The sequence below is a fragment of the Actinomycetota bacterium genome (assembly GCA_030684515.1).
Classification (GTDB): Bacteria; Actinomycetota; Actinomycetes; order S36-B12; family S36-B12; genus UBA11398.
This window is the reverse complement of record JAUXVJ010000031.1, coordinates 88,853-112,697: the sequence shown is the minus strand read 5'-3', so window position 1 is coordinate 112,697 and position 23,845 is coordinate 88,853. Positions and strand designations below refer to the sequence as shown.

Here is a 23,845-nt window from a genome sequence, read left to right as displayed (position 1 = left end):
ATGATGACCAGCGACGCACACGTCATCGAAGCCATTGAGTCGGTGACCAAAACAGATCAGGCGACACTGGACCGACTGCATGCAAGCCTGGCTGCCCTTTCATCAATCGAGGGCTTGCTGGATGCCTCGTACTCATTCATGGAATCCCCCATCGGCAAGCTGATGCTGGTCTCGACTGACGTCGGCCTGATCAAGGTCGCCTTTGAGAACGAGGACTTCGACAAGGTGCTGATGGACTTGGGCGAACGGATCGGACCACGCCTGCTGCATGCGCCAGAGCGGCTTGCGCCAGTCGAGCGCGAACTGAGGCAGTACTTCGACGGTGAGCGCACGGACTTCGATCTGACTCTGGATCTGTCACTTACGCGTGGCTTCCGTCAAGTGGTGCAGCTGCATCTGGTCGACATTGGGTACGGCATGACCAGGAGCTACAAGGAAGTTGCTGCCTCTGTCGGCAATCCCAATGCCACGCGCGCAGTTGGCAGTGCATGCGCCACCAATCCGCTGCCGATCGTGCTGCCGTGCCATCGGGTGCTCAGATCCGATGGATCTCTCGGCGGATACGCCGGCGGTCTTGATGCCAAGCGCACTCTCTTGGCATTGGAGCGCGCGGCATGACGAGCAATGACGATCTCCAACGCGATGGAACCGTGCTTTGCGATGACGGCCTTCGCAGGCCGGTCTGGGCGGCAACAGATCCCCTACGTCGCCACTACTACGACACTGAATGGGGAATGCCCGTCACAGATGAGCGAGGCATGTACGAACGAGTGAGCCTTGAGGGCTTCCAAGCTGGGTTGTCGTGGGACACCATCCTGCGCAAGCGCGAGACATTTCGGCTTGCCTTCCACGACTTCATTCCTGACGAGGTTGCCGAGTTCACTGACGCTGACCGCGAGCGGTTGATGGCCGACGCAGGGATCGTGCGCAACAAGGCAAAGATCAACGCGGCGATCACCAACGCCAAGGCCACCATCGCCTTGCGAGCAGAAGGTGGCCTAGCAGACTTCATCTGGTCATTCAAGCCGGCGGTGACACCTGAGCCTCGTACGATCCGCGAGATCCCCACTCAGTCCGCTGATTCGATTGCGCTGTCAAAGGCATTGAAGAAGAAGGGCTTCACCTTCGTTGGGCCCACCACGATGTACGCGCTGATGGAATCGATTGGCATGATCGATACCCACTTGATCGACAGCCATCGACGAGGAACATCGGGCATCTGGACGAGCTAACGCTTGCGCCCAACAGCGAAGATTCGTTTGAACGGATAGATGGTGCCGTTGACCGAACGCGGATAGGCCTCACGCAGGAGTGCTGAATACTGCTGTTCGAAGATCTCGGCCTCATCGGCACCGAGAGCAGCAATCACTGGACGAAGACTTGTGCCACGAACCCAGTCGAGCACCGGATCTGGCCCACTGAGCACATGGAGATACTCGGTCTCCCATGCTTGGGCATCAAGACCAGAAGCGAGCATCAATTCCAGGTAATCCGACGGCTGTGCAACCTGCCCGCCCGCGCGAATGCCTTCTCCCAGTTGCCCGCGCCATCGATCTGAGCGGACAAGTCGATTGAGCAAGACGTGCGATGGCAACTGCGCGCTGTGCGGAACCTGCATGGCAAACCATGCACCCGAATCCAGCGCAGCACACCACTGCGGGATGAGCTCAAGACTGTTGGGCACCCACTGCAGTGCAGCATTGGTCACGACGAGCTCGACGCCAGCAGACGGCATCCACTCAGTGAAATCCATCTGCTCGAAGCGAAGGTTTGGCGGAAGAGCCGCCATGGCCCTGGCCTTGCCCAGCATCTCTGTCGAAGCATCGATGCCCAGCACCTCTGCCTCTGGCCAACGACGAGCCAGCAGCGCGGTGGTCGAACCAGTACCGCAACCAAGATCGACGATGCGAGGAGGCGAAGCAGCATCCACACGTGAGATCAAGTCGACAAAGGGTTGAGTGCGCTCGCTATCGAACAGCTCGTAGACCTTCGGATCCCACTGCACACGAGGCGCATCGTCACACATCACGGGAACAGTCTCATGCATTTTCTCAACTGGATCTCGCACACCTCAAATCAACCGTACGATCCCGCACATGTGCCATGCAGACGACAGCCGACCACCCTCATCCCCTCGCTCTGAAGCGATCACTGAAGCCCGGAAGCTGACGCTGACCAGTGACGATGGAAACGAGTTCTCTGCCTTCTATGCCTCGGCAGCAGCGCCAAAGGTAGGAGTAGTGGTCCTGCCAGACGTGCGAGGTCTGCATCCGTACTACGGATCACTGGCCGAGCGTTTCGCCGAAGCCGGTCTTGCGTCCGTCGCCATTGACTACTTCGGGCGCACCGCCGGGCTTGCCGAAGATGGGTGGCGCCCCGAGGACTTCGATTGGCAGCCCCATGTCAACGCGGCAGCTCCAGCCGATTTGATCCTGGACGCCAAAGCCGCCATCGACTTCTTGCGCGCGCAGCACGGCGAGAGCATGCCGATCATCAGCGTTGGATTCTGCTTCGGTGGCGGCCAAGCCTGGCGCCAATCCTCAAGTGATCTCGATCTCGCCGCCGTAGTCGGCTTCTATGGCCGACCTGACTTCGTTGGTCGCTCTGCCAAGCACGCGAAGAAGCTCACCTACATGTTTCTCGCTGGCGAGGACTTCACCCCAGTCGAGGAGCAGCTTGCGCTCGCGGAAACCATGCGATCGGGCGGCGCCGAGGTCATCACCGTCGTATACGACGGTGCCCCGCACTCCTTCTTTGATCGCGCCTTTGAAGAGTGGGCCGAGGCCAGTGCCGATGCCTGGAATCGAATCCTGGAACTCACTGACACACTTGCGGGGACTCACTAGCTGGCAGATGGGGTACCCGTGGATGGCAGACAGGAGCAAAGTGATGTCCCAGATCTGAAGTCATCTGACCACCCTCATTGGAAGCGCAATGTCTCATTCTTCCTTGGTGGCCAAACCGTCTCGATGTTCGGATCGATGCTCGTTCAGTACGTGGTCATGTGGTGGGTGGTCTTCGAGACGGAGTCCGGCGTGTCCATCGCGCTTTATGCAGTCGCCGCTTTCATGCCACAAGGCATCGTCTCGATCTTTGGTGGTGTCCTTGCCGATCGGATGAACCGAAAGGTCCTGATCATCATTGCCGATGGCACCATCGCGCTCGTCACGCTCGGCTTGGCCATCTTGATGCTCAATGGAGTAACCGCACTATGGATCCTGCTCCTGGCTGTCGCAGTGCGATCAGTTGGGGCAGGAGTGCAGCAGCCGGCAGTGCAAGCAGTCATTCCGCAAATCGTCCCCGAAGCCCAACTGCTCCGCATCAATGGGATCTTCCAGACGATTCAGTCGGCCATGATGCTGCTCGCACCGGTGGCAGCTGGCGCGATATTCGGACTTTTCGGAATTGTGCCGGCATTCTTCATTGACGTCGTGACGGCAATCATCGGAATCGGCCTGCTCACCATGGTCGCTGTACCAACACTCTCAGCGATCAGCGAGAAGACGAGCAACTACGGCACTGACCTGGTCGAGGGTGCCCGCTATATCTGGGCACACCCCATCGTGCGTTGGCTGCTCGTGGTCTTTGCCATCATCTTCACGCTGACTGTCGCGCCTAGCTTTGTCACTCCCTTGATGGTCGCGCGCAGTTTCGGCACTGAGGTCTGGATGCTCACTGTGCTGGAAATATCTTTCAGCGTCGGCATGCTGTTGAGCGGCATCCTGGTCTCGACCGTCCTTGCCAAGCGAAGTCGCATTGGCCTGATCCTGTTTGCAACCTTTGGCTTCGCATTGGTGACCATCGCACTAGGGCTCAGCCCCAACCTATGGGTCTTCTACGGATTCATGTTCGCCTTTGGCCTGCTCGTTCCCTTGTTCTCTGCGCCATTCATGACGCTTGTGCAGGAGACGGTGGAGCCCGAGATGCAAGGTCGCGCGTTCAGCTACGTCGGCATCGTCATGGCCTTGGCCACTCCCATCGGCATGGTTGTCTTCGGACCGATGGCCGATGTGATCAGCGTGCAATGGCTTCTCGTCATTGCTGGAGTCGCAACGATCCTGGTGATGCTCATTGCAGTCTCAGTTCCTTCAGGGCGAGCAGCAATGGAAGCAGGGCGCGTTGCGCAAGCAGCTTCTGCGGAAGCAGCCGATTCCGTCGAAGCCTGATGCACCTCCTTCGAACAGAGGGCCGAAGCCAGTGCCGGTGGATGGCATCGAATCCAGGAACTCACTGACAGACTGGGAGTCTGATCCAGATCTATGGCTGAGGTGAGTGATGGCAATTTCAAAGCACCAACTACTCGGAACCGTGCTGCGTGAGCCCCAGAGACCGGAGTCGTTTCAACAGGCCTTTCTTCATCACATCGATCCTGTCTAAGGATGGCTGACTGAGCCGGAGGCGTTCTTGCTCTGGAGTGTCAGTGGCGCTGTGCGCTCAAGTTCCGCCGTGGTGGAAATAGGCAGTTATCTGGGTCGCTCGACGGTTGCTATTGCCTCAGGCGTTTCCGGAGCTCCGATCTATGCCGTTGATCCCCACACTGGAGACATCACTGAGGCGCAAAGAGGCGAACTCGTCGATACGTACTCGGAATTCATGCACAACATTGAAGCGGCCGGCGCGCTGCACAAGATCACGCCGATGCGCATGATGTCTGTCAGCGCAGCCGCGCAATACTCCGGACCGCCAATTGGATTTCTCTTCGTGGATGGCTGGCATTCAGCAGATGCCGTTGAAGAGGACATCCGCAATTGGCAGCCGTACTTTGCAGACGAAATCACCGTCATATTCGATGATTGGCAGGAGCCAGAAGTGTCAGCGGGCATCACTCGCGTCCTCTCGCTGCTGCCACATGTCGTGGGATCGATCGGCAAAGATCTCATCTTCACGAATTCTGCGGAAGTAAAGCACCTACCGATCGTGAAGTTCGCATCACGATACGCACAAGTGCGTCAGGCATCCGAAAAACTGCGCATCGCTGACGACCTGCTCCGCGCCTTTCGCTGAGCAGGCTTACTTCGAGAGCTCGGCCTCAATTGCATCGACGATTGCCGAATCGTCGGGGGTGATGGAAGGAGCGAAGCGACCGACCACCTGTCCATCGCGAGACACGAGAAACTTCTCGAAGTTCCAAGTGACATCAGGGTCTTCAGTTGGCGTGATGCCGTACTCGCGCAGTCGCGTGCGGTGGGACTCGGTGTCACCCGTGATTGGTGGGGCTTGTTCGATCAGTTCCGCGTAGAGCGGGTGCTTGTCGTCTCCGACGATGCTGATCTTGGAGAACAGCGGGAACGTGACGTCGTAGGTCAGGCTGCAGAACTCCGCGATCTCAGCGTTGTCCCCGGGCTCCTGTTCGCGGAAATTATTCGCGGGGAAGCCCATGACAACCAGGCCTTGGTCCTTGTACTGACGGTAGAGCGCCTCAAGCCCCTCGTACTGCGGGGTGAGCCCACACTTGGAAGCGACATTCACCACGAGCAGCACCGAACCTGCGTAGTCGCCTAGTGAAGTTGGCTCCGAATTGATCGAGTCGACGGGGATCTCTTGAAGTGTTGACACCGAAAGCCTCCTAGGCAAAGTAGATTGTGCACAATATATTACCTAATCGCAAGAATCAATGCAGTTCCAGGGATTCTGATCGCTCACCAAGGCCGCACATAAGGCATACGGGCGGATCTTGCCCTCAAATCCGAGACTCAATGAACAGTGCGCTCACTTCGGCCAGGAGATCTGCGCCATTCATGAGTTCGCCTTCGATGAAGCGCTTTCTGCCATCAATTCTGGCCAGGCGAATCTTCACCGTGAGCTCAACATCAGTGGGAGCTGCTCCACGGTAGTCAACACTCAGGTTCGCAGTGAGAAATCGCTTCGTGCCACCAAGGCCAAGACGGGCAATAGCCGTGTCGAACACCATTGCGATCGCTCCCCCATGCACCTGGCCAAAGGGATTGCGATAGAAGATTCCAAAGAGAACCGAGAACTCAACCGATTGCGCTGTTCGAGCGATGACTGTCATTTGCGGCATGAGGGTGTGAGCCGCACGAGCGCGCACATACGCCGGGAAGTCCGTTCCCTTTGACTCGGCGTTGGCTGCAAAGGGTTCCAGCATGCTGGTGGCTTCAGCAATGACTTGCGCAGCCTGGGCAGCAACTGACATCGGAGCACTTGTGGCGGTCGCCGAGTCCTGAAGCGCGCGAAGAGCCTTGCCCATGCCGGCAAGCGCGGAGTCGTTGTCGTCAGTCTCCATCGAGTCGATTTCCAGGCTACGGCTGTCGTCACTCATAGCAGCAGCTTCTTGCGTGCGAAATCAGCTGACGCCAGGCAATCGGTGACATCGGTGACTTGCGTGCGGCCACCTGCTCCTTACGCGATGAATTCATCAATCAGGGCAGCCAGTTTCACGGGCTCGTCTCCCTGGAGGCTGTGGCCGGAATCCTCGAAGTGGATGACCTTCGTCGAAGGATTGCGGCGCAGCATCTCGGCTTCGTCCTCGTCGCTCACAACAGACTGATCGCGCATCCCTCGGGCCAGGCAGATCGGGCCCTTCATCCGCTCAACGGCGCCCCAGAGATCTCCAAAGCCGAGATCGTCAAGGCTGCCTTCAGCAGGAGACCGCTGATCGGTATCGGCGCCGAGTCGGTGACGCTGATGGCGCCAGACCCAACTGCCGTCGTCCAACTGCTCAGCGTTGTGCAGGATCCCGCGCCGGAGTGACTGCTCGGACCGCGTCGGGTTGAACTGCACCGTGCGAGCCAGGATCTCGTCGAAGTCGGCAAAGGTCACCGGTCCACTCAGGAAACCGATGATCTGCGAAGCCTGATCACGAGTGACCCCTGGCGTTACGTCCACGAGGATCGCGGACTTCACGAGGTCAGGGGCATGCAGTGAGAGGGCCAAGGTGGTCAATCCGCCCATCGACATGCCAACGACCCCGCGCGCATTCGGCGCGAGCGCGCGGATGACGTGTGCGACATCCTCGGCATTGCCTTGCGTGACGACCACTCCCGGACGACCGGCATCGGAGTGCCCATGCCCTGGCAAGTCGATTGCCAGCAGCGGGCGATCCAACGCCAAGGCGACTGTGTCCCAGGTATGGGCGTTCTGGCCGCCACCGTGCAGCAGCACGATCTCGGGATCTCCTGTGCCCCATACCAAGGCACTCAACTCACGACCGTCCGGCAGCACCACGGATTCGCGTCGTACTGTCGGCGCACGGAATGCAATCCCGAACTCCTCGGCGTTCTCGTGGAACATCCCGAACTCGTCATATGCGACGTGTGCAGCCATCACTTGCCTCCAACGCTCTCACTTGGGGTAGGCACGCCAATGCGCCTCATAACCGGGGCAGTCGGTAGGCGTCAGAGTGCCACAGCTTGGTCGCCTGCGTGGTGCATTGCCCCGATTGAAGATCTGACTCGGGCTGCAGAACTTGTGCGCGGTTCGGCTGGATTATTCGCTCGCCTCGCCGTTGAGTCCGCGCAAGCGTCAGCAGCCGAACTTCTTGCCCGCGATCATCGGAACGCGAGTCATGTCTTCCCTGCGTGGTGAAGACGCGCTGATCTTCTCCCCGCTACCCGCTCAATGCTCAAGAAATCTGTGGCTCCTCCAAAGGCGGTCCACAGGTTTCCGTTGCCCTACAAACTTGGTGTGATGGCAATTGCAAGCAAGTCGGCATCTGGGTCGGTCGTAACCTGGATAGGAGTTCCGGGCGTTCCGCTAGCGACGGTGATTGGTGTCACGGTGCTGTTGCCGTTGCCAACCACATAAGCCGTCACCCCGTCGGGAGTGAAGGCAATCCAATGCGGCTGCGAATTGGCGACCAGCTTTATGGCCGTGCCCGCTGTCGCAGGAGTGGTCGTCAGATTGAGCGGCACAACCTCGTCCAGCTGGGGCTTACTGCCGGCGATGGCCACATAGGCCACCTCGCCGTTCGGGGCTATCTCGATCTCGATGGGTGGACCGGGGACCTTGATCACAGCGCCTGCGGTGTTGTCGGCCACATTGATGGGCGTGATCGAGTTGCTGCCCTTGTTCGCCACATAGGCAGTACTGCCATCACTGGTGATCGCGATCCAATTGGGATTGAGGCCCACATTGATCGAGGGGAGCACTTTTCCGGAAGCCCCACCTTCAGTGACCTGGATCGGAGTGACAGTGCTGCCAGCCACATCCCCCGTGCCCCAGTTCGCCACGTAGGCGGTCTTACCATCAGGAGTAAAGGCGACGGTGTTGGGACCTGCATAAGGCACCTTGATGGTCTGCCCCACAGTTCCGGTGGCCAAGTTGATAGTTGAAACCGTTTGACCTTGGTAATTGGAGACCCAAGCCCACTGCTCGTTTGTTTGGGGAACGATTGAGATCGCGACCGGCTCGGCACCCACGGTGATCGCCTTGCCTACCGCCCCTGTGGCCAAATCAATGCTTGCAACTGAGTTGGTGTACTCGTTGGTTACCCAGCCCGTTTTGCCGTCCGAGGTAATCACGATGTCGTTGGGCCCTGTTCCTTCGCCCATCTCAATGGCAGTGCCGGGCATCTGATCGGTAAGGCTGATGGGAAAGACCGTCCCCATGCCCGGTGTCTTTCCATTGTCCTGAGAGTTCGTCACATACGCAGTGAGGCCACCCGCACTCGTGCCGCTGTCGGTGCTTGTGACGCTGGATGTGGTGCTTGAGCATGCCGCAAGAACCAGTAGACCGACCACCGCGGGGGCTGCGAAAGCCATCCGTGTGATCTTGGTCGACGGGACGCGGTTTCCTTGACCAATTCGAAGCATGCGCAATATTGACATTGCCAAGCCCCATTTTGTTCGTTCTCTGCGCGGAATCCGACTTCAGGATTGCGTCGAGCCCAGCGATGGATGTCCGAAGTTCACACAGGCAGCACGCGAGCAAGGGATCAATGGGTCAGAGGAAGAGCTCTTCGAACAAACCCACGCAGCAGAAGCCTGCCGAGCAGTACGGTGCTGGTCAATTGGCGACGTCCTAGCTGAATCCTCCAATTCCCAGCCAGGCTCCGAATTGGAGGGAAGTTCGCCACGTCGAGCATTGGAGAATCAATGACTGAGAGCATTCTGGCCGGTATCAAGATCATCGATCTCTCCATCGGCACTGCTGGATCGGCGGCAACAATGCTGTTGGCCGAGTGTGGGGCAGATGTGGTCAAGATTGAAGCCTCCACTCCAGGCCGTGAGCGAAGCCTTCCCGGATTTCGCACCTGGAACCGCAGCAAGCGAAGTGTGATTGCCGATATTGCCACGCCAGATGGCTTGGAATCCTTGAAGCAGCTGCTGTCGGCCGCTGACGTCTTCGTACATGAGTTGGGTCCGAAGAAGGCTCGAGAGTATGGCCTCGATGACGCTTCGCTGGCCGCGTTGAATCCCAAGCTCATCGTGAGTTCCGTGCTGGGGTGGCCAATCAACCATGCCGATGCTGACTTACCCGTGAATGAGTCCTTGGTGCAGGCACGCCTTGGGCTTTGCGATGAACAACGGCCTCAAACTCGCAGCGACGGACCGGTCTACTTGCGCTACCCATTGATGACGTGGAACACCGTGTGGATCGAGGCCATCGGCATCGTCGCACGACTGCTGCTGCGCAATCGCTCAGGTATCGCTGGACCAGCACATACAAGCCTGGCGCAAGGAGCCATGGTCAACCTGGCCATGCTCTGGAACCGCGGACAGGGATTGCCACCGGAAATGGCCGATGGGGTCCCCAAGATCAACGTCGTGCAGGACTGGATCTACGAATGCAGCGACGGTCTGTACATGCACATCATGCCTGACCCGATGCGCAGCCCACGCGTCCGAGAATTCGTTGCCAGCCATGACGGACCGACCCAAGAGGCACTTGTCGCTGGCTTCCTTACTGGTACCAGGGCGAACTGGCTGGAGCACCTTTGGGCAAGCGACGTCCCGGTGCAGGCCTGCACGGAGTTCGGGGCAATCCTGGGCGACGAGCAGGCACGCATCAACGGCTACCTGGTTGAGCTGGACGACCCACAGGAGGGTCGCATCACAGTCGCTGGGACACCCCTGACCATCAGCCCGCCCCAGAAGATCGTCAGTCCCGCGCCCGCGCACGGCGCGCACACGCAGGAAGTCCTCGCCACGTGGGCTGCCACGCCAGGGCCGATTGGCGACGACCACACGCGCCAGTGGCCCCTCGAGGGCATCAAGGTGCTGGATCTCGGCAGTCATCTGGCTGGCCCGTATGCCCTCCAAATGCTGGCTGATCTGGGCGCCGAAGTGATCAAGCTGGAGACCACAGCCGGTGATCCCATGCGGGGCATCGGCGCGTTTCTTGGGTGCCAGCGAGGCAAGCGCGGCCTTGCGCTCAATCTCAAGGCGCCCGAGGCGCAAGCTGCGCTCGAAGCAGCGATTCAGTGGGCAGACGTGGTGCATCACAACATGCGGATGCCAGCTGCCAGACGCCTTGGGCTGGACGCGGAATCGGTCCGCAAGATCAATCCCGATGCGATCTTCTGCCATACCAGCTCGTACGGGCCGACAGGGCCTCGAGCCGATTGGCCCGGTTATGACCAGTTGTTCCAAGCCCAATGCGGATGGGAAGTCCTGACAGCCGGCCAGGGCAACTCTCCTATGTGGCAACGCGTCGGTTTCATGGATCACCTCTGTGCCATGTCTTCGGCATTGGCAGTCGTGCTTGCGCTGTACCACCGCGATCGCACAGGAGTGGCCCAGGACGTCGCGGGCTCACTGTTGGGCGCAGGTGTCCTGACCGTGAGTGAGACCTTCATACAAGCCGATGGCAACACCGCTCCATTCGCTGAATTGAGTGCCGACCAATTGACTCTTGACGAGGGGCATCGCATCCTCCAGTTCGTCGATGGATGGGTGATGATCGCTGCCGACCAAGACGATCAGTTGCAGGCACTGCGCAGTGTTGAGTTGTCGGGACGCAACACTGGAGAAGTACTGGCAGAACTTGCTGCCATAGGTGTGCCAGCCGAGCTCGTCCGTCTCAATCAGCGAGCGGCCTTCTTCGACAGCGAGGCAAATCACAAGGCCGGTCTCATCGTGTCGACCGATCATGCGCAGTGGGGAACGCTGCTTCAGCCTGCCGGCTTGTGGAATTTCGGCGACATCGAGCTCCGCCACGAACGGCCGGCGCCAGCCCTGGGCGAGCACACGGTCGAATGTCTGCGGGAATTCGGACTGGACGATTCCTTGATCGACAGCATGCTCGCATCAGGCGCTGCTCTCCAGCGCGGCTGAATGCGGGCTTCCTCAGATGCTCGGGTTGTTCCTTGGTGGAGCTGAGGGGACTCGTACTCCTGACCCCCTGCATGCCATAGGTCCGCATGATGGGGCGTTGACGTTCGCCAAGGTTCAAATCCCTCTCTGCATCACCATTTTGGATGCATGTAACCGACAAGGAGCCGGCGTGGGCGAGGCTGGAGTCTCGCGCGGAGTGGTCGTCAAATAGCAGCGAGGCCTGTTGTGGAGTCGCATAAGGCTCTACCGCTGTGGTTACCGAGACTCTTCGCCGGCTCGCACGGCAATGAGCGAGGCGAGAACAGCGCTGTCAACCTCATCGGTGTGTGCGGAGGCCCCATACAGCTTCCCCCAGGCGAACAGAACATCGACGAGTGAGCGCTCTTTGAAATCGACGGCCCCAAGGGCATTGACCAGTCGCAACGTGTCAACGTCCGATACCTCTGCCTCCGACATGCCGGTGTATTCCTCTTGCTGATCCATCGCTTACCACCTCTCCTGAGCTCGCTTTTCCTCATTGTGCCTGCGAGCAGGGTGGCAGGAAAGCGGCGCAGCAAACACGCGACCGAGCACACACAAGTAGTGACACGGCCTCTGGGGAGAACGACTCGGCAATGGGGCGCAGGTGTGAAAACGATCTTGCCGCAAGCGTGCAAGGCACAGGCGTACTTATTCGCCAGGTACTTGAGTGCGCCAATGGCGAAGGTCCTCTCCCAGCCGGGAAAGGACCCCTGGGCAAGACTTTCTTTGGTGGAGCTGAGGGGACTCGAACCCCTGACCCCCTGCATGCCATGCAGGTGCGCTACCAGCTGCGCCACAGCCCCATACGTCAGCAAGGCTGACACGGGAATGAGAATCATACCGGGGTCACCACCTGTGCTCTGGCGACCCCATCGATCAGAGTTCGGGGGCTCGCACGTTGTATTCCTGCAGGCGCCACTTCAGCGTCACCCCAGGGTTGGCCTCGGCCGCTATCGACCACGAACAGTTCGGCGTGACTCCGAATATTGGCCAATGATCCAGCGGCAGATCCAGCAATGAAGCCATGCCGGACATCGCTGCCGCCCCATGCGTGACGCACACGAGCAACTCCCCCGGGCCGATCTTGTCCAGTCCCCGATCAACTGCATTGCGCACGCGCTCGGCAACCTCAGTCCGCGTCTCGCCATGCAGCCCTGGACGCACATTTGTCCCGGCGAACCAGGCCTGCAAATCCTCGGTGTGCTCCTTTTCGATGTCAGCGCGATGCATGCCCTCCCACACCCCGACAAAGGTCTCGCGAAGATCGGGATCCAGCACCACATCTTGATTGAGTAACTCCACCAACGGCTTCGCGGTGTCATGCGCACGACGCAGATCAGAGGACATCACCAGCGCGGGCTGCAACAGGGCGATCTGCCTTGCCGCAGCACCCGCTTGCGCGATGCCAACCTCGTCGAGATCGATGTCTGACTGACCCTGGAAGCGTGCTGTCGCGTTCCAGTTGGTTCGTCCGTGACGCAAGAACAGCACTCGACGCGGTTCGATCACTCTGCGAGTCCTGGCACCAGGCGCGGAAGGCTCACCTGGGCTGGCAGTGCGATCAGAGGGCAGTCACTCCACAGTCGTTCAATCGCGTAGTGGATGCGCTCCTCGACGAGCTGCACGTGCACGACGATGTCGCCGTAGTCCAACAGCACCCATCGCGCCTGCTGCTCGCCTTCGCGCCGCAAGGGCTTTGCGCCATGCTGCAAGAGGCGCTCCTGCACGGCGTCAACCACAGCTTTAACCTGTGGTTCATTGGCCGCGGAGCACATCACGAACACGTCAGTGATCACGACGTGCTCGCTCACATCAATGGCGATGATGTCGGTTGCCAACTTGTCAGAAGCTGCAAGCGCGGCCTGGATAGCGAGATTCTTGGCCTCATCGGTTGCAGTCAAGACAGTCCTTTCAGGGAAGAGTTCAAGGGATGAGCCTCTCACAGGGCCGGTACGTCGGGACCCAGCGCAATTTCCACATCGACCGGGACCCCTTTGGCCTGCTTGACCTCCTGAGGGAACAAGCCGACTGCTGAGGCCGCTCGCTGGCCGATTCTGAGCGACACTGGGCTCTGCGGAACGCGAATTCGGGAGGCGACCACCCGAGTGGAGGTCTCTCCCGGAATCACGGTCATGCCAGCGTCGATGAGGTTCTCGGTCGCCAAGGCCAGTTGGGCTGCACTGGCCCCAGCGGGGATGAGGACAACTCTGGGCCGGACGGCTTCGCCAGGATTCAACAGGCTGACGGGAAATTGCCTCTTCATCAGTACGTCGGTGGCGGATCTGTCGACCACGACTGCCCCACTGGCTCGGACCGCGGAAGTGGGCAGCGTCACCTTCTTCTGGGTCTGGCTGATCGCGTCCTTGCGGAGAGTGAGCATCAGATCAACGAGCTCGCTGTTGGACGCACTCGAACGTGCCATATGTCCAAGGCTCAACACCACTTGTCCCGCTGCCTCAGGTGTGGCGGGCAAATTGGCGATGATCGAATTCACGACACTGGAGATGTCCGCTGATTCACGAGCCCTGGCCGCCTGGCTGGGAGTCAGTGTTGAATCGATGAGTCCCGCAAAGGCGAGCCGGTCAAGGGTGAGTGAAATATCAATGTTGATGCCGAGCAATTCCTCGAGGGCGTGCTGGCTTTGCAGGGTGTCATTGGCATCGCCCGTGAATCGCAATTGCGACCACGTTGGCGTTGGTACCAAAAGATCTGGAGTCAGCGGGATGAGTTTGCCCGGAGTCTTGCCGAAACCGGTGGCCATGATCTGAGCGAAGACCACATGTCGGTCGTCGTCGCGCACTTCTAACAGCAGGACGCGCTGCGCGCGAAAGACAGGGGTCGTTGCTGTTGGCGATGCGGAAACCGAAGCGGAGGGCGTGGGAGTGGGGCGGCTCGCCGGAACTTCTGTCTGGCTGAACAGACTTGCCACCACAACACCCACAGCAACAATCGCAGCAACCACGCCAATGACAACCCAACGTCGCCAATGTGGTTGTTGTACATGTGAAGGGTCGCTCATGAAATGCCTTGAGAGGGCGCGAGGTAGAGGCGATGCGCATAGATGTACTCAGCCACAGCCGTCGGCACACGTCCGTCGATGGATTGACCCGAGCGCACGCATTCGCGAACTTGCGTTGATGACACGTCAGGAGTGGCCACTTCAACGAGTGTGAAAGCGCCATTCAGCAGATCTGGCTGCGGCTTGGTATGTCCGGGTCGCGTCACGCCGACCAACTGCGCTCGCGACAAGATACCCGCCGGATCGCGCCAGTTGGGCACGTCGAGCAATGCATCGGCTCCGGTTACGAAGAACCAATCGGCCTCAGTGTCGGGCTGGTCATGCTCCCACTGCAGCTGTAGATCGGTCAGGGTGTCGATTGTGTACGTCGGTCCTGCACGTTCAATGTCCACTGATGAGGTCGTGAAGCCCTCGTGATTGGCGATAGCCAGGTCCACCATGGCGAGCCGGTCTGTCGCCGAGGCCTCTGGCCCGGGCTCCTTGTGCCAGGAGTTTCCGGTCGGGACGAAGATCAGGTAGTCCAATTCCAATGCAGACTGCACCGAGACTGCGGCAACAAGATGTCCCGAGTGGATCGGGTCAAAGGTGCCACCAAAGACGCCGAGGCGCCGAACCTTCACGGACTAGGGGCCAACCTTGAGCATCATCGTGACACCGAGCAGTGCGCCCAAGGCCAAGAAGGTGAAGACTCCAAATGCCCAAACGGGAATCGATGGGTTGTCGATCGGCGCCTCTTGAGCGATTTCGAACGCGGTCTGGATCAAGCCCATGAAATGTTCCTTTCTTGGATGGCAAGCAGGTTCACTTTAGCGACACATCAAGCCCGAACGTGACCGTCCCCAGTGACGATGTAGGTCGTGGTGGTCAGCTCGGCCAGGCCCATTGGGCCCCGGGCGTGCAGTTTCTGGGTGGAAATCCCGATTTCGGCGCCAAATCCAAACTCGCCTCCGTCAGTGAAGCGCGTAGAGGCATTGACCATGACGGCCGCCGAGTCCATGCCGGCGATGAACGAAGCTGCCGCTGACTGGCTGTCAGTGACGATTGCCTCCGTGTGGCCCGAGGTCCATTTCTGGATGTGGGAAATGGCCTCCTCGATTGAATCGACAACTCCCGCGGCCATGTCCAAGGACATGTACTCCGCTGCCCAGTCGGCATCGGTGACCGGGATCGCGACGACACCCGAGGCATCAACCAGGGCCAGCGTTGCTGCGTCGGCATGCAAGGTGACGCCGCTTGCATGGAGAGCCTTGGCAACCTTGGGCAGGAACTCGTCAGCAACGGCCCGATGCACGAGCAAAGTCTCGGCCGCGTTGCACACGCTGGGTCTTTGCACCTTGCTGTTGATCACAATCGCCACAGCCTTTTCGAGGTCTGCATCTTTATCGACATACACATGGCAATTGCCGACGCCAGTTTCAATCACAGGCACGGTTGAGTTCTCCACAACATTGCGAATCAAGGCTTCGCCGCCGCGAGGGATCAGCACGTCGACCAGGCCACGAGCTGTCATCAGGTGTTTAGTCGAATCGTGCGTGAGACCTGGCACAAGCTGGATCGCGTCAGCGGGAATACCGAGCACGACGAGTGCTTCGCGCATGATTTCAACCAGAGCGGCATTGGTCGCTGCTGCCGAGGATGAGCCGCGCAGCAGCGCGACATTGCCGCTTTTCAGACACAGGCCCGCCGCATCAACCGTGACATTTGGTCGAGCTTCATAGATGATCCCGACAACACCCATCGGCACTCTCAACTGCCGAATCTGCAAGCCATTGGGCAAGGTGTAGCCGCGCACGACCTCGCCGATCGGATCAGGCAAGGCTGCCACTTCGCGCAGAGCAGCGGCGATTGCGCTGACTCGTGCAGCGTTCAAGGTGAGCCGATCGATCATGCCGGCCGCTGTGCCTGCCTCAACAGCTCGCGCCACATCGCCATCGTTGGCTTCAACGATCCGCGTTGTACTTGCTTCGAGCGCGTCGGCAAGTGCAAGGAGCGCGACGTCCTTCTCGTCTCGCGTCAACTGTCGAACGACACGTGCTGCCGCACGGCCACGGCGAGCGACATCCAGCACTGATTCGCGTTCATCCATCACGTGCCAAGACTAGTTTCTGCCGCGTCGACTTTCCGAAGCCCCAGTCAAGATTGACGATCTCACCATTCGTGGGTCCGCGCACCATCTAGCAGGCCAACGCGAAGCTGTGCTCACGCGCTTCGAAGCTCGATCCACGTGGCGCGACCGAGGGCGAGCAGGTCACCTTTCTCATTGAACAGTGCTGACCCCACATCAAGCTTGCGTCCGTCGCGACCTAGGAACCAGCCCACGCTGACACACGTCTGACCTAGCTGCGGTTGGTGGAACACCTCCGAGCGAAGCCTTCCGAGCAGACTGGGACCTCCCCCCGGGTCGAAGCACACCCCGCCCAAGAACGCAGTGCAGTCCAATGTCGCGATGAGCATCTCAGAAAGAACTGTTCCGTCAGCGTCTGCGTCCGAGGCGGTAGGTGTCCATGGGGCGGCGACAACCTCACGGCCAGCCACTGGTCCAGGAAAGATGCGCAAGCCATCGCCGATCGCCCTGCCGGGTCCGCAAGCGAAGCACTCGCCATCTGAAGGATGCTTTTCGTACCAAGGAAATCCAGCCATGGCGGCTGAGGCAGCGTCCACACTGACAGGCGCAAGCACATCCAATTCAAGAGTGGCGGGCGCAACCACCGCGAGCACGTCCTCACCTTGCATCACCCGAACGCCGTCTTCAAACTCCTGCACCTCAAGCGCGGTATTAAGCGGTGTGCGGTTGCGGAGAGTCACCTCAGCTGGGCCGTCAAGCAGCGACGAGTACACGCCGCAGGCGTAGCCCCCGTGCGCCGCATCACGCGGTCCCCGAAAGCGCTCCGGAATGATCATTTGCGGATCGTTGCACACGATTTGCTGCGTCGGCGAGCTTTCGCGTGACACCAACCGCTACCGAGCCTGCCTGAGCAGTGGTGACGGACTACTTCAGAAGTACGAGGTCATCGCGGTGCACGACCTCACGTTCGTAGGCAGGTCCGAGCTCCTTGGCCAGATCCTTGGTCGAACGGCCAAGGAGTCCGGGAAGTTCGCTTGAGTCGAAATTGACGAGGCCACGAGCCACCGTGCGGCCTTGATCATCAACGAGGTCCACCGGATCCCCAGCGGAGAAGGTGCCTTCAACTGACGTAATACCAGCAGGCAACAGCGATGAGCCGCGCTTGGTGACCGCGCGCGCTGCCCCGGCATCAATGTGAACTCGACCATTGCCAGTGGTGGCATGCGCGAGCCAGAGCAGGCGAGTTGATGTTCGCTCACCCGTAGGCGAGAAGACAGTTCCAACTCTGGCATCCTGCAATGCCGAGCCGACGAGTTCAGCAGAAGTCAGCAACACAGGGATACCCGCCGATGTCGCGATCTCGGCAGCCTCGACCTTGGACGCCATCCCGCCTCTACCCACCGATGATCCCGTTCCGCCAATACTGACGCCTTCGAGGTCAGCGCTGGATGAGACAGACGCGATGAGATTGGCTCCGCCCTTGCTCGGCGGTCCGTCGTAAAGGCCGTCGACGTCAGACAACAGCACCAAAGCGTCGGCCTGCACCACAAGCGCCACGAGAGCTGCGAGACGATCGTTGTCACCCACCCGGATCTCGTCTGTGGCAACCGTGTCGTTCTCGTTGACGATTGGCACCACACCCAGCTCAAGCAGCCTGAACAGGGTGCGTTGCGCGTTGCGATAGTGCGCTCGGCGAGTGACGTCGTCTGAGGTCAGCAGCACCTGTCCCACGGCAATGCCGTATTCGCCAAAGGCTGCGCCGTAACGCCCGATGAGCATGCCCTGGCCGACGCTCGCCGACGCCTGTTGAGTCGCCAGATCCCGAGGACGATGGGTGAGTCCAAGCACCGGGAATCCCGCAGCAATTGAACCGCTGGACACGAGAATGACCTGACTGCCGGCCGCCTTGCGCAAGGCAAGGTGCTGAACGAGAGCCGAGATGGCATCGTCATTGATGCCACCCCCGCGTTTGGTCAGCGATGAGGAACCGATCTTGACGACGATCCGCGAGGCATTGGCAATGGCACGGCGAACCTCAGGCGTCATAGACCACGCTCAGTCGTCATGGACAGCATTGTCCTCAATGTTATGCATCAAATTTTGATCCACCCGCACATCGGTGCCGCGTGGCGAAGCTTCAGATCTGGTATTCGCCATGATCGATGGATGCCAGTCGAAAATGACGGGGTTCTCGTCAGGGCCGATCATCACTGCAACGCCAGGTACCGCACCCTGGGAAATCAGCGCTTCCTCGACACCCAAGCGGGCAAGGCGATCACCGAGATAGCCCACGGCCTCGTCATTTGAGAAATCGGTCTGACGAACCCAACGCTCTGGCCGATCACCGCGCACGCGGAAACCTTCGAGTTCACGCGTCACAGTGAAGCCCTGGTCATTGACAGCCCGCGGAGTGATGACCACGCGCTGGGCAAGTTCATGCACCACATTGGCACGAGCCTGCGAGACGAGGGCTGCCATGGCGAAGCTGAGTTCCCGCAGGCCTTCCCGCGATGCGGCGGAGATTTCGAATACCTGGTAGCCCCGACCGATGAGCGCCGGGCGCACGAGCTCAGCAAGCGTGCGTCCATCGGGTACGTCGATCTTGTTCAGGGCAACGATGCGCGGACGATCAGCCAGACCGCCATACAACTCAAGCTCATGCTCGATCGCGTCCAGATCATCGATGGGGTCGCGCCCAGGCTCCATGTTCGCGCAGTCCAACACATGCACCAACACACTGCAGCGTTCGACATGCCTCAGAAACTCAAGCCCCAGGCCCTTGCCTTGGCTGGCTCCGGGGATCAGACCCGGGACGTCGGCGACGGTGTAGACGGTGTCCCCGGCAGTCACGACGCCGAGGTTGGGAACCAAGGTGGTGAAGGGATAGTCGGCGATCTTGGGCCGAGCCGCACTGATAGCCGCGATAAGACTTGATTTACCGGCACTCGGGAAGCCAACAAGTGCCACGTCGGCCACCGTCTTCAGTTCAAGCACGACTTCTCGGTAGTCGCCGGGCTCACCAAGCAATGCGAAGCCGGGAGCCTTGCGACGGGCACTGGACAATGCCGCGTTTCCGAGGCCGCCGCGACCTCCTTGAGCCAGCACAAAGGTCATGCCGCCACCTACGAGGTCCGCGAGGATCTGACCGGTGGGTGTGGTGACGACCGTGCCGGAGGGGACGCGCAGGACAACGTTGTGTCCTTGCGCACCGTGCTTGTTGCCACCTTGCCCAGCTTTACCGCTTGAAGCCTTCTGATGCGGACGGTGGTGGAACTCCAAAAGAGTGGTGATCTGCGGGTCGACCTCGAGCAGGACATCGCCGCCCTTGCCGCCGTTGCCGCCATCTGGTCCGCCGAGAGGCTTGAACTTTTCTCGCAGCACCGACGCACAGCCGTTGCCACCGTCGCCCGCCTGCGCGTACAGCTGTACGCGATCAACGAAGGTGGTCATCTGACTTCCTTACTTACACGGCCACAAGGGACCAAAGACAAACGAGGCGAGCCGTAGCTCGCCTCGTTTCAGGTCTGTACTGGTGCGGTGCTGAGCTACTCAGCGAGGATGTTCACCACGCGGCGACCGCGATGTGAACCGAACTCCACTTTGCCCGCAGAAAGCGCGAACAGGGTGTCGTCCTTGCCACGGCCGACATTGTCGCCGGGGTGGAAGTGGGTTCCGCGCTGGCGCACGATGATCTCGCCGGCGTTGACCTCTTGCCCACCGAAACGCTTCACGCCAAGGCGCTGCGAATTGGAGTCGCGGCCGTTACGGGTGCTGGATGCACCTTTCTTATGTGCCATGAGTTCACTTTCCGATCGAGATGTCGGTGACCTTGACCGTTGTGAGCTCCTGACGGTGGCCCTGACGGCGGCGGTAGCCGGTCTTGTTCTTGTACTTCAGGATGTCAATCTTTGGTCCACGCTTGTGATCGATGATCTCGGCCGAAACCTTCACCTTGGACAGCGCGACGGTGTCGGTTGTGACGGTGGCGCCATCAACGATCAACAGGCATGGCAGAGCAATGGAGGCACCCGGCGCACCGGAGACTCGGTCGAGCACAACAACGTCGCCAACTGCGACCTTTTCCTGACGGCCGCCAGCGCGCACAATCGCGTACACCACGTACTCCTACCTCGAAGATCTGTACTTGCGAACATGCAGCACAGGACAACAAAAAAACCAAGGACAGAAAAATGCCCGGGTCCTAGCGTACGGAAGTGCTCGCATAGGGTCAAACCGGCCCCTGAGTTCAGGGCACGCAAGCAGGATTTGGCCTACTTGGAGCCCGTTGTTTCAATCAATCGTGCTCACGGGGTCTTCAATGGTCGCGCAATGCTGTGGCCACCCAGATTGCGGCTGATTTCACCGGCAGTGCGGGTCTCGCGATCGATAGCGTCAGAGATCTCTTCTGCCCAACCACGGCGCAACAAGGTCTTGGCGCCAATATTGGCCGGCAACTTCAAGTGGGCGATCTCATCCAGTACCTCTTGAGTTCGGATCGTGAGCATCTCAGCGGGCACGGATTCAGTGGCCAGGCCGATATGCGCGGCCTCTTTCCCGGTGACCCAGCGTGCAGTGAGCAGTAACTCGGCAGCCTTGCGCTCCCCCACCATCTTGGGCAGCATGAATGTGCTCCCCGCTTCAGGGGAAGTGCCGAGCTCGCTGAACGGGAAGCGCCACCGAGCATCCTCGGCAGTGATCACAATGTCCATGTGCAGCAACATGGTTGCGCCGAATCCCACGATGGGACCGTGGACGGCCGCAACGAGCGGTTTGGGAAAAGTGACCAGAGACATCACCACTGCACGAATGCCACGACTGAATGCCGTGGGGTCGGTCTGCTCGCCGAGTGCCACGAGATCAACACCCGAGCAATACGCACGGCCTGCACCTCGAACGAGCACTGCGCGAATTTCATCATCGGCCGCAGCAGCATCCAAGGCTGCTGACAATCCGAAATAGCCCTCAGAGGTGAAGGCGTTAAGCCGGTGCGGGCGGTTGAGCGTGAGAAAGCGAACCGGACCATCGTCGGCTATCAGCAGTTCCGGTTCATCCACCTTCAGACTCCCTAGCACGAAGAGACCACGCTCAGACGAGATTGTCTTGGGTGATGAGTGAGGAGCGCAAGGGTCTGCGCTGATCTGACTTGGTCAGGCGGAAATCTCTGTTTCGTTCAAGACGGGAGCCCCTTCAGAGATCTCGTTCGCGATCGACACGGCATCTTGGACTTCAAGCTCATTTTCGGTCTGCGTCTCAATATCGAAATCGTCGAGCGGCTCGAGGTCAATCTCATCCAGGGGCGCCAGTGCACGAGCGGCCACGTCGGCAGGATCAACTGCGTTCGCCGGGCGACGGCTCTTTGGCGATTCAGAGTGATCGTGTCCGTGCAGATCAACCTTGATGCCGCGGCCGTTGCACGCCTCACAGGTGCTTGAGAAGGATTCGAGCAGTCCGGAGCCGATGCGCTTGCGGGTCATCTGCACCAAACCAAGGCTGGTGACTTCGGCGACCTGATGCTTGGTGCGATCGCGCCCAAGGCATTCAACAATGCGGCGCAGCACGAGATCGCGATTGCTTTCCAGCACCATGTCGATGAAGTCGACAACGATGATGCCGCCGATATCGCGCAGTCGAAGCTGGCGAACAATCTCCTCGGCAGCTTCCAGGTTATTGCTGGTCACTGTCTGCTCGAGGTTGCCACCTTGTCCGGTGAACTTGCCCGTGTTGACGTCAACAACGGTCATTGCCTCAGTGCGATCGATGACAAGTGAGCCACCTGACGGCAAGTAGACCTTGCGATCCAGGGCCTTGGCCAACTGCTCATCGATGCGGTACTCAGCAAAGACATCAACCGGAGCAACGTGATGCTCAATTCTTCCGGCAAGATCGGGGGCAACGGCGGTGACGTAGTCCTGGACCTGGGTCCAGGCGTCGCTGCCGGAGACCACCATCTTGTTGACGTCCTCGTTGAAGATGTCTCGTACGACCTTGATGGCCAAGTCTGGCTCGCCGTAGAGCAGGGTCGGCGGACTCGCGCTGCTGGCGCGCGAGCTGATTTCTTCCCACTGCTTCTTCAAGCGCTCGACATCCTGCTCAAGTGCCTCTTCAGGTGCGCCTTCAGCCGCTGTGCGCACAATCACGCCAGCCTCTTCAGGCATCACGCGCTTGAGAATGCCCTTGAGTCGTGAGCGCTCGGTGTCGGGCAGCTTGCGGCTGATGCCGGTCATCGAGCCGTCTGGCACGTAGACAAGGAAGCGACCCGGCAAGGAGACCTGACTGGTCAAGCGCGCGCCCTTTTGCCCGACTGGATCCTTGGTGATCTGGACCAGGACGGGATCACCGGACTTCAGAGCGAACTCAATGCGCTTTGGCTGTCCATCAAGAGTTGCGGCATCCCAATTGACTTCACCGGCGTAGAGCACAGCGTTGCGTCCGCGACCGATGTCAACGAAGGCAGCTTCCATGCTCGGCAGCACGTTTTGGACTCGTCCGAGATAGACGTTGCCCACCAGTGAGCCAGAGGATCCGCGGGTGACGTAGTGCTCCACGAGCACCCCATCCTCCAGAACGGCAATCTGCGTGCGATCACCTTGTTGACGCACGACCATCACGCGATTGACCGACTCGCGACGGGCCAGGAACTCGGATTCAGTCAGAATCGGTGGGCGACGGCGACCGGCTTCACGACCTTCACGGCGGCGCTGCTTCTTTGCCTCAAGGCGCGTTGAACCACGCATTGAATTCACATCATCGTTCTTCTGACGCGGCTCGCGAACCTTGACCACCGTGTTTGGTGGGTCATCGGCTGACGGCTCAGCGTCATCATTTCCGCGGCGGCGACGACGACGGCGACGACGTGACTCGGCAGCTTCTTCGGTTTCTCCTTCGACCGCGTCAGCATCATCATTGGTGTTCGCAGAGTCAGCGTTGTCTTCGGAGGGCTCTTCGCCATCGTCAGTGCTCTCGGTCTCGCCTTCACCTGTGCGGCGGCGGCGGCCGCGGCCACCACGACGACGTCGACGACGTGGAGCGCCGTCCTCGGACTCCTCTTCAGAGTCCTCAGCCTCAATGGTGGACGACTCAGCCGGCTCCGCGATGGGAAGTGCTTCGTCTGCATCCTCGGCCACGGCTTGCTTGCCGCGACGGCGTCGAGGGGCAGGGCTTGCTTCTGCTGCTACTGGTTCTGGAGCAATGAACAAGGGGGCAACAAATGCCGCCCTCGGCGCTGGGCGTGAACTCTCCACAGGAGCGTCGTCGCTCACGGGAGCAACAGCCTCGGACTCGATCTTGGACTTCTTGGTTGCTCGAACAGCCTTGGTCTTCGCCGGCGCTTTCACCGGCTTCTCCGATGGCTCCGCCGTCGCTGCCTTGGCGGCCTTGTCTGCTGCCGCGGACTTGCGGGTGGGCTTCTGGGCTACCGGAGCGGTTTCGCCTTCGATGAGCACAGGTGGCCCAGCGGGTCGGCTCGCTGCTCGGCGACGTGTGCGCGGAGCAGGCGTTTGTGGGTCA

Annotated in this window: 24 protein-coding genes, 1 tRNA gene and 1 pseudogene; 6 read left to right on the top strand and 20 right to left on the bottom strand. The window is 60.0% G+C overall.

Annotation, left to right across the window (positions count from 1 at the left end; genetic code table 11):
* Positions 1-3: 3 nt before the first annotated feature.
* Together Q8M73_12960 and Q8M73_12955 are read left to right on the top strand one after the other, a co-directional pair.
* A complete protein-coding gene (locus Q8M73_12960; GenBank protein MDP2289458.1) occupies positions 4-618 on the top strand; it encodes a methylated-DNA--[protein]-cysteine S-methyltransferase in 615 nt (204 codons plus the stop codon).
* Entirely contained in the window at positions 615-1,232 is a 618-nt protein-coding gene (locus Q8M73_12955; GenBank protein MDP2289457.1) for a DNA-3-methyladenine glycosylase I, read from the top strand. Before Q8M73_12960 ends, Q8M73_12955 begins: the two co-directional genes overlap by 4 nt.
* On the opposite strand, the gene Q8M73_12950 is transcribed toward Q8M73_12955, so the two are convergent.
* Positions 1,229-2,047, bottom strand: coding sequence for a methyltransferase domain-containing protein (locus Q8M73_12950; protein ID MDP2289456.1), 819 nt, complete (start codon positions 2,045-2,047; stop codon positions 1,229-1,231). The genes Q8M73_12955 and Q8M73_12950 overlap by 4 nt on opposite strands.
* Before the next feature lie 49 nt (positions 2,048-2,096).
* On the opposite strand from Q8M73_12950, the gene Q8M73_12945 reads away from it, so the two are divergent.
* The 3 genes from Q8M73_12945 to Q8M73_12935 all read left to right on the top strand — a co-directional run bounded on the left by Q8M73_12945 (position 2,097) and on the right by Q8M73_12935 (position 5,004).
* Positions 2,097-2,846 carry a dienelactone hydrolase family protein gene (locus Q8M73_12945; protein ID MDP2289455.1) on the top strand — a complete coding sequence of 250 codons (750 nt, stop codon included), beginning with the start codon at positions 2,097-2,099 and terminating at the stop codon, positions 2,844-2,846.
* Positions 2,847-2,864: 18 nt separating this feature from the next.
* On the top strand, positions 2,865-4,166 hold the full coding sequence (locus Q8M73_12940) for an MFS transporter (GenBank protein ID MDP2289454.1): 1,302 nt from the start codon (positions 2,865-2,867) through the stop codon (positions 4,164-4,166).
* Between the two features lie 262 nt (positions 4,167-4,428).
* Positions 4,429-5,004 (top strand): class I SAM-dependent methyltransferase, encoded by a 576-nt coding sequence (locus Q8M73_12935; GenBank protein ID MDP2289453.1) that lies wholly within the window; start codon positions 4,429-4,431, stop codon positions 5,002-5,004.
* A gap of 6 nt (positions 5,005-5,010) precedes the next feature.
* On the opposite strand, the gene Q8M73_12930 is transcribed toward Q8M73_12935, so the two are convergent.
* From Q8M73_12930 to Q8M73_12915, 4 genes are all read right to left on the bottom strand, one after another.
* Positions 5,011-5,556 carry a glutathione peroxidase gene (locus Q8M73_12930; GenBank protein MDP2289452.1) on the bottom strand — a complete coding sequence of 182 codons (546 nt, stop codon included), beginning with the start codon at positions 5,554-5,556 and terminating at the stop codon, positions 5,011-5,013.
* 124 nt (positions 5,557-5,680) lie between these two features.
* Positions 5,681-6,280 carry a PaaI family thioesterase gene (locus tag Q8M73_12925; protein MDP2289451.1) on the bottom strand — a complete coding sequence of 200 codons (600 nt, stop codon included), beginning with the start codon at positions 6,278-6,280 and terminating at the stop codon, positions 5,681-5,683.
* 80 nt (positions 6,281-6,360) lie between these two features.
* On the bottom strand, positions 6,361-7,284 hold the full coding sequence (locus Q8M73_12920) for an alpha/beta hydrolase (protein ID MDP2289450.1): 924 nt from the start codon (positions 7,282-7,284) through the stop codon (positions 6,361-6,363).
* 347 nt (positions 7,285-7,631) lie between these two features.
* Positions 7,632-8,720 carry a YncE family protein gene (locus Q8M73_12915; GenBank protein ID MDP2289449.1) on the bottom strand — a complete coding sequence of 363 codons (1,089 nt, stop codon included), beginning with the start codon at positions 8,718-8,720 and terminating at the stop codon, positions 7,632-7,634.
* Positions 8,721-9,053: 333 nt separating this feature from the next.
* On the opposite strand from Q8M73_12915, the gene Q8M73_12910 reads away from it, so the two are divergent.
* On the top strand, positions 9,054-11,234 hold the full coding sequence (locus Q8M73_12910; protein ID MDP2289448.1) for a CoA transferase: 2,181 nt from the start codon (positions 9,054-9,056) through the stop codon (positions 11,232-11,234).
* 255 nt (positions 11,235-11,489) lie between these two features.
* Here Q8M73_12910 and Q8M73_12905 read toward each other — a convergent pair whose 3' ends face one another.
* The 15 genes and pseudogenes from Q8M73_12905 to Q8M73_12835 all read right to left on the bottom strand — a co-directional run bounded on the left by Q8M73_12905 (position 11,490) and on the right by Q8M73_12835 (position 23,844).
* Positions 11,490-11,717 carry a hypothetical protein gene (locus Q8M73_12905; GenBank protein ID MDP2289447.1) on the bottom strand — a complete coding sequence of 76 codons (228 nt, stop codon included), beginning with the start codon at positions 11,715-11,717 and terminating at the stop codon, positions 11,490-11,492.
* Between the two features lie 265 nt (positions 11,718-11,982).
* Positions 11,983-12,058: transfer RNA gene (locus Q8M73_12900), tRNA-Ala, on the bottom strand.
* A gap of 73 nt (positions 12,059-12,131) precedes the next feature.
* A complete protein-coding gene (locus tag Q8M73_12895; GenBank protein MDP2289446.1) occupies positions 12,132-12,764 on the bottom strand; it encodes a histidine phosphatase family protein in 633 nt (210 codons plus the stop codon).
* Positions 12,761-13,156 carry a ribosome silencing factor gene (gene rsfS, locus Q8M73_12890; GenBank protein ID MDP2289445.1) on the bottom strand — a complete coding sequence of 132 codons (396 nt, stop codon included), beginning with the start codon at positions 13,154-13,156 and terminating at the stop codon, positions 12,761-12,763. Before rsfS ends, Q8M73_12895 begins: the two co-directional genes overlap by 4 nt.
* A gap of 38 nt (positions 13,157-13,194) precedes the next feature.
* Positions 13,195-14,274 carry a hypothetical protein gene (locus Q8M73_12885; protein MDP2289444.1) on the bottom strand — a complete coding sequence of 360 codons (1,080 nt, stop codon included), beginning with the start codon at positions 14,272-14,274 and terminating at the stop codon, positions 13,195-13,197.
* Positions 14,271-14,894: a nicotinate-nucleotide adenylyltransferase gene (gene nadD / locus Q8M73_12880; protein MDP2289443.1), complete on the bottom strand. Its 624-nt coding sequence runs from the start codon at positions 14,892-14,894 to the stop codon at positions 14,271-14,273. Before nadD ends, Q8M73_12885 begins: the two co-directional genes overlap by 4 nt.
* 3 nt (positions 14,895-14,897) lie before the next feature.
* Positions 14,898-15,044: a hypothetical protein gene (locus Q8M73_12875; GenBank protein ID MDP2289442.1), complete on the bottom strand. Its 147-nt coding sequence runs from the start codon at positions 15,042-15,044 to the stop codon at positions 14,898-14,900.
* Positions 15,045-15,091: 47 nt separating this feature from the next.
* On the bottom strand, positions 15,092-16,360 hold the full coding sequence (locus Q8M73_12870; GenBank protein MDP2289441.1) for a glutamate-5-semialdehyde dehydrogenase: 1,269 nt from the start codon (positions 16,358-16,360) through the stop codon (positions 15,092-15,094).
* Between the two features lie 113 nt (positions 16,361-16,473).
* The gene (locus Q8M73_12865; GenBank protein MDP2289440.1) at positions 16,474-17,175 is read right to left on the bottom strand and encodes a hypothetical protein; all 702 of its coding nucleotides are present in this window, start codon (positions 17,173-17,175) and stop codon (positions 16,474-16,476) included.
* An 88-nt stretch (positions 17,176-17,263) separates the two neighbouring features.
* Positions 17,264-18,385, bottom strand: coding sequence for a glutamate 5-kinase (gene proB / locus Q8M73_12860; protein MDP2289439.1), 1,122 nt, complete (start codon positions 18,383-18,385; stop codon positions 17,264-17,266).
* Positions 18,386-18,394: 9 nt separating this feature from the next.
* A complete protein-coding gene (gene obgE / locus Q8M73_12855; protein ID MDP2289438.1) occupies positions 18,395-19,789 on the bottom strand; it encodes a GTPase ObgE in 1,395 nt (464 codons plus the stop codon).
* 95 nt (positions 19,790-19,884) lie between these two features.
* Positions 19,885-20,136: a 50S ribosomal protein L27 gene (rpmA, locus tag Q8M73_12850; GenBank protein ID MDP2289437.1), complete on the bottom strand. Its 252-nt coding sequence runs from the start codon at positions 20,134-20,136 to the stop codon at positions 19,885-19,887.
* Positions 20,137-20,140: 4 nt separating this feature from the next.
* Positions 20,141-20,458: a 50S ribosomal protein L21 gene (rplU, locus tag Q8M73_12845; protein ID MDP2289436.1), complete on the bottom strand. Its 318-nt coding sequence runs from the start codon at positions 20,456-20,458 to the stop codon at positions 20,141-20,143.
* 185 nt (positions 20,459-20,643) lie between these two features.
* Positions 20,644-21,393: an enoyl-CoA hydratase/isomerase family protein gene (locus Q8M73_12840; protein ID MDP2289435.1), complete on the bottom strand. Its 750-nt coding sequence runs from the start codon at positions 21,391-21,393 to the stop codon at positions 20,644-20,646.
* 342 nt (positions 21,394-21,735) lie between these two features.
* Positions 21,736-23,844: pseudogene (locus tag Q8M73_12835) on the bottom strand (Rne/Rng family ribonuclease).
* Between the last annotated feature and the right edge of the window lies 1 nt (position 23,845).

Bases quoted from the DNA above. Each gene is read 5' to 3' on its own strand.
- Q8M73_12950 (MDP2289456.1), bottom strand. From the start codon at position 2,047: ATGCATGAGACTGTTCCCGTGATGTGTGACGATGCGCCTCGTGTGCAG.
- Q8M73_12905 (MDP2289447.1), bottom strand. From the start codon at position 11,717: ATGGATCAGCAAGAGGAATACACCGGCATGTCGGAGGCAGAGGTATCG.
- Q8M73_12910 (MDP2289448.1), top strand. From the start codon at position 9,054: ATGACTGAGAGCATTCTGGCCGGTATCAAGATCATCGATCTCTCCATC.
- Q8M73_12955 (MDP2289457.1), top strand. From the start codon at position 615: ATGACGAGCAATGACGATCTCCAACGCGATGGAACCGTGCTTTGCGAT.
- Q8M73_12925 (MDP2289451.1), bottom strand. From the start codon at position 6,280: ATGAGTGACGACAGCCGTAGCCTGGAAATCGACTCGATGGAGACTGAC.
- Q8M73_12865 (MDP2289440.1), bottom strand. From the start codon at position 17,175: ATGATCATTCCGGAGCGCTTTCGGGGACCGCGTGATGCGGCGCACGGG.
- Q8M73_12870 (MDP2289441.1), bottom strand. From the start codon at position 16,360: ATGGATGAACGCGAATCAGTGCTGGATGTCGCTCGCCGTGGCCGTGCG.
- Q8M73_12960 (MDP2289458.1), top strand. From the start codon at position 4: ATGACCAGCGACGCACACGTCATCGAAGCCATTGAGTCGGTGACCAAA.
- Q8M73_12885 (MDP2289444.1), bottom strand. From the start codon at position 14,274: ATGAGCGACCCTTCACATGTACAACAACCACATTGGCGACGTTGGGTT.
- Q8M73_12875 (MDP2289442.1), bottom strand. From the start codon at position 15,044: ATGGGCTTGATCCAGACCGCGTTCGAAATCGCTCAAGAGGCGCCGATC.
- Q8M73_12920 (MDP2289450.1), bottom strand. From the start codon at position 7,284: ATGGCTGCACACGTCGCATATGACGAGTTCGGGATGTTCCACGAGAAC.
- proB (MDP2289439.1), bottom strand. From the start codon at position 18,385: ATGACGCCTGAGGTTCGCCGTGCCATTGCCAATGCCTCGCGGATCGTC.
- rpmA (MDP2289437.1), bottom strand. From the start codon at position 20,136: ATGGCACATAAGAAAGGTGCATCCAGCACCCGTAACGGCCGCGACTCC.
- obgE (MDP2289438.1), bottom strand. From the start codon at position 19,789: ATGACCACCTTCGTTGATCGCGTACAGCTGTACGCGCAGGCGGGCGAC.
- Q8M73_12945 (MDP2289455.1), top strand. From the start codon at position 2,097: ATGTGCCATGCAGACGACAGCCGACCACCCTCATCCCCTCGCTCTGAA.
- Q8M73_12915 (MDP2289449.1), bottom strand. From the start codon at position 8,720: ATGGCTTTCGCAGCCCCCGCGGTGGTCGGTCTACTGGTTCTTGCGGCA.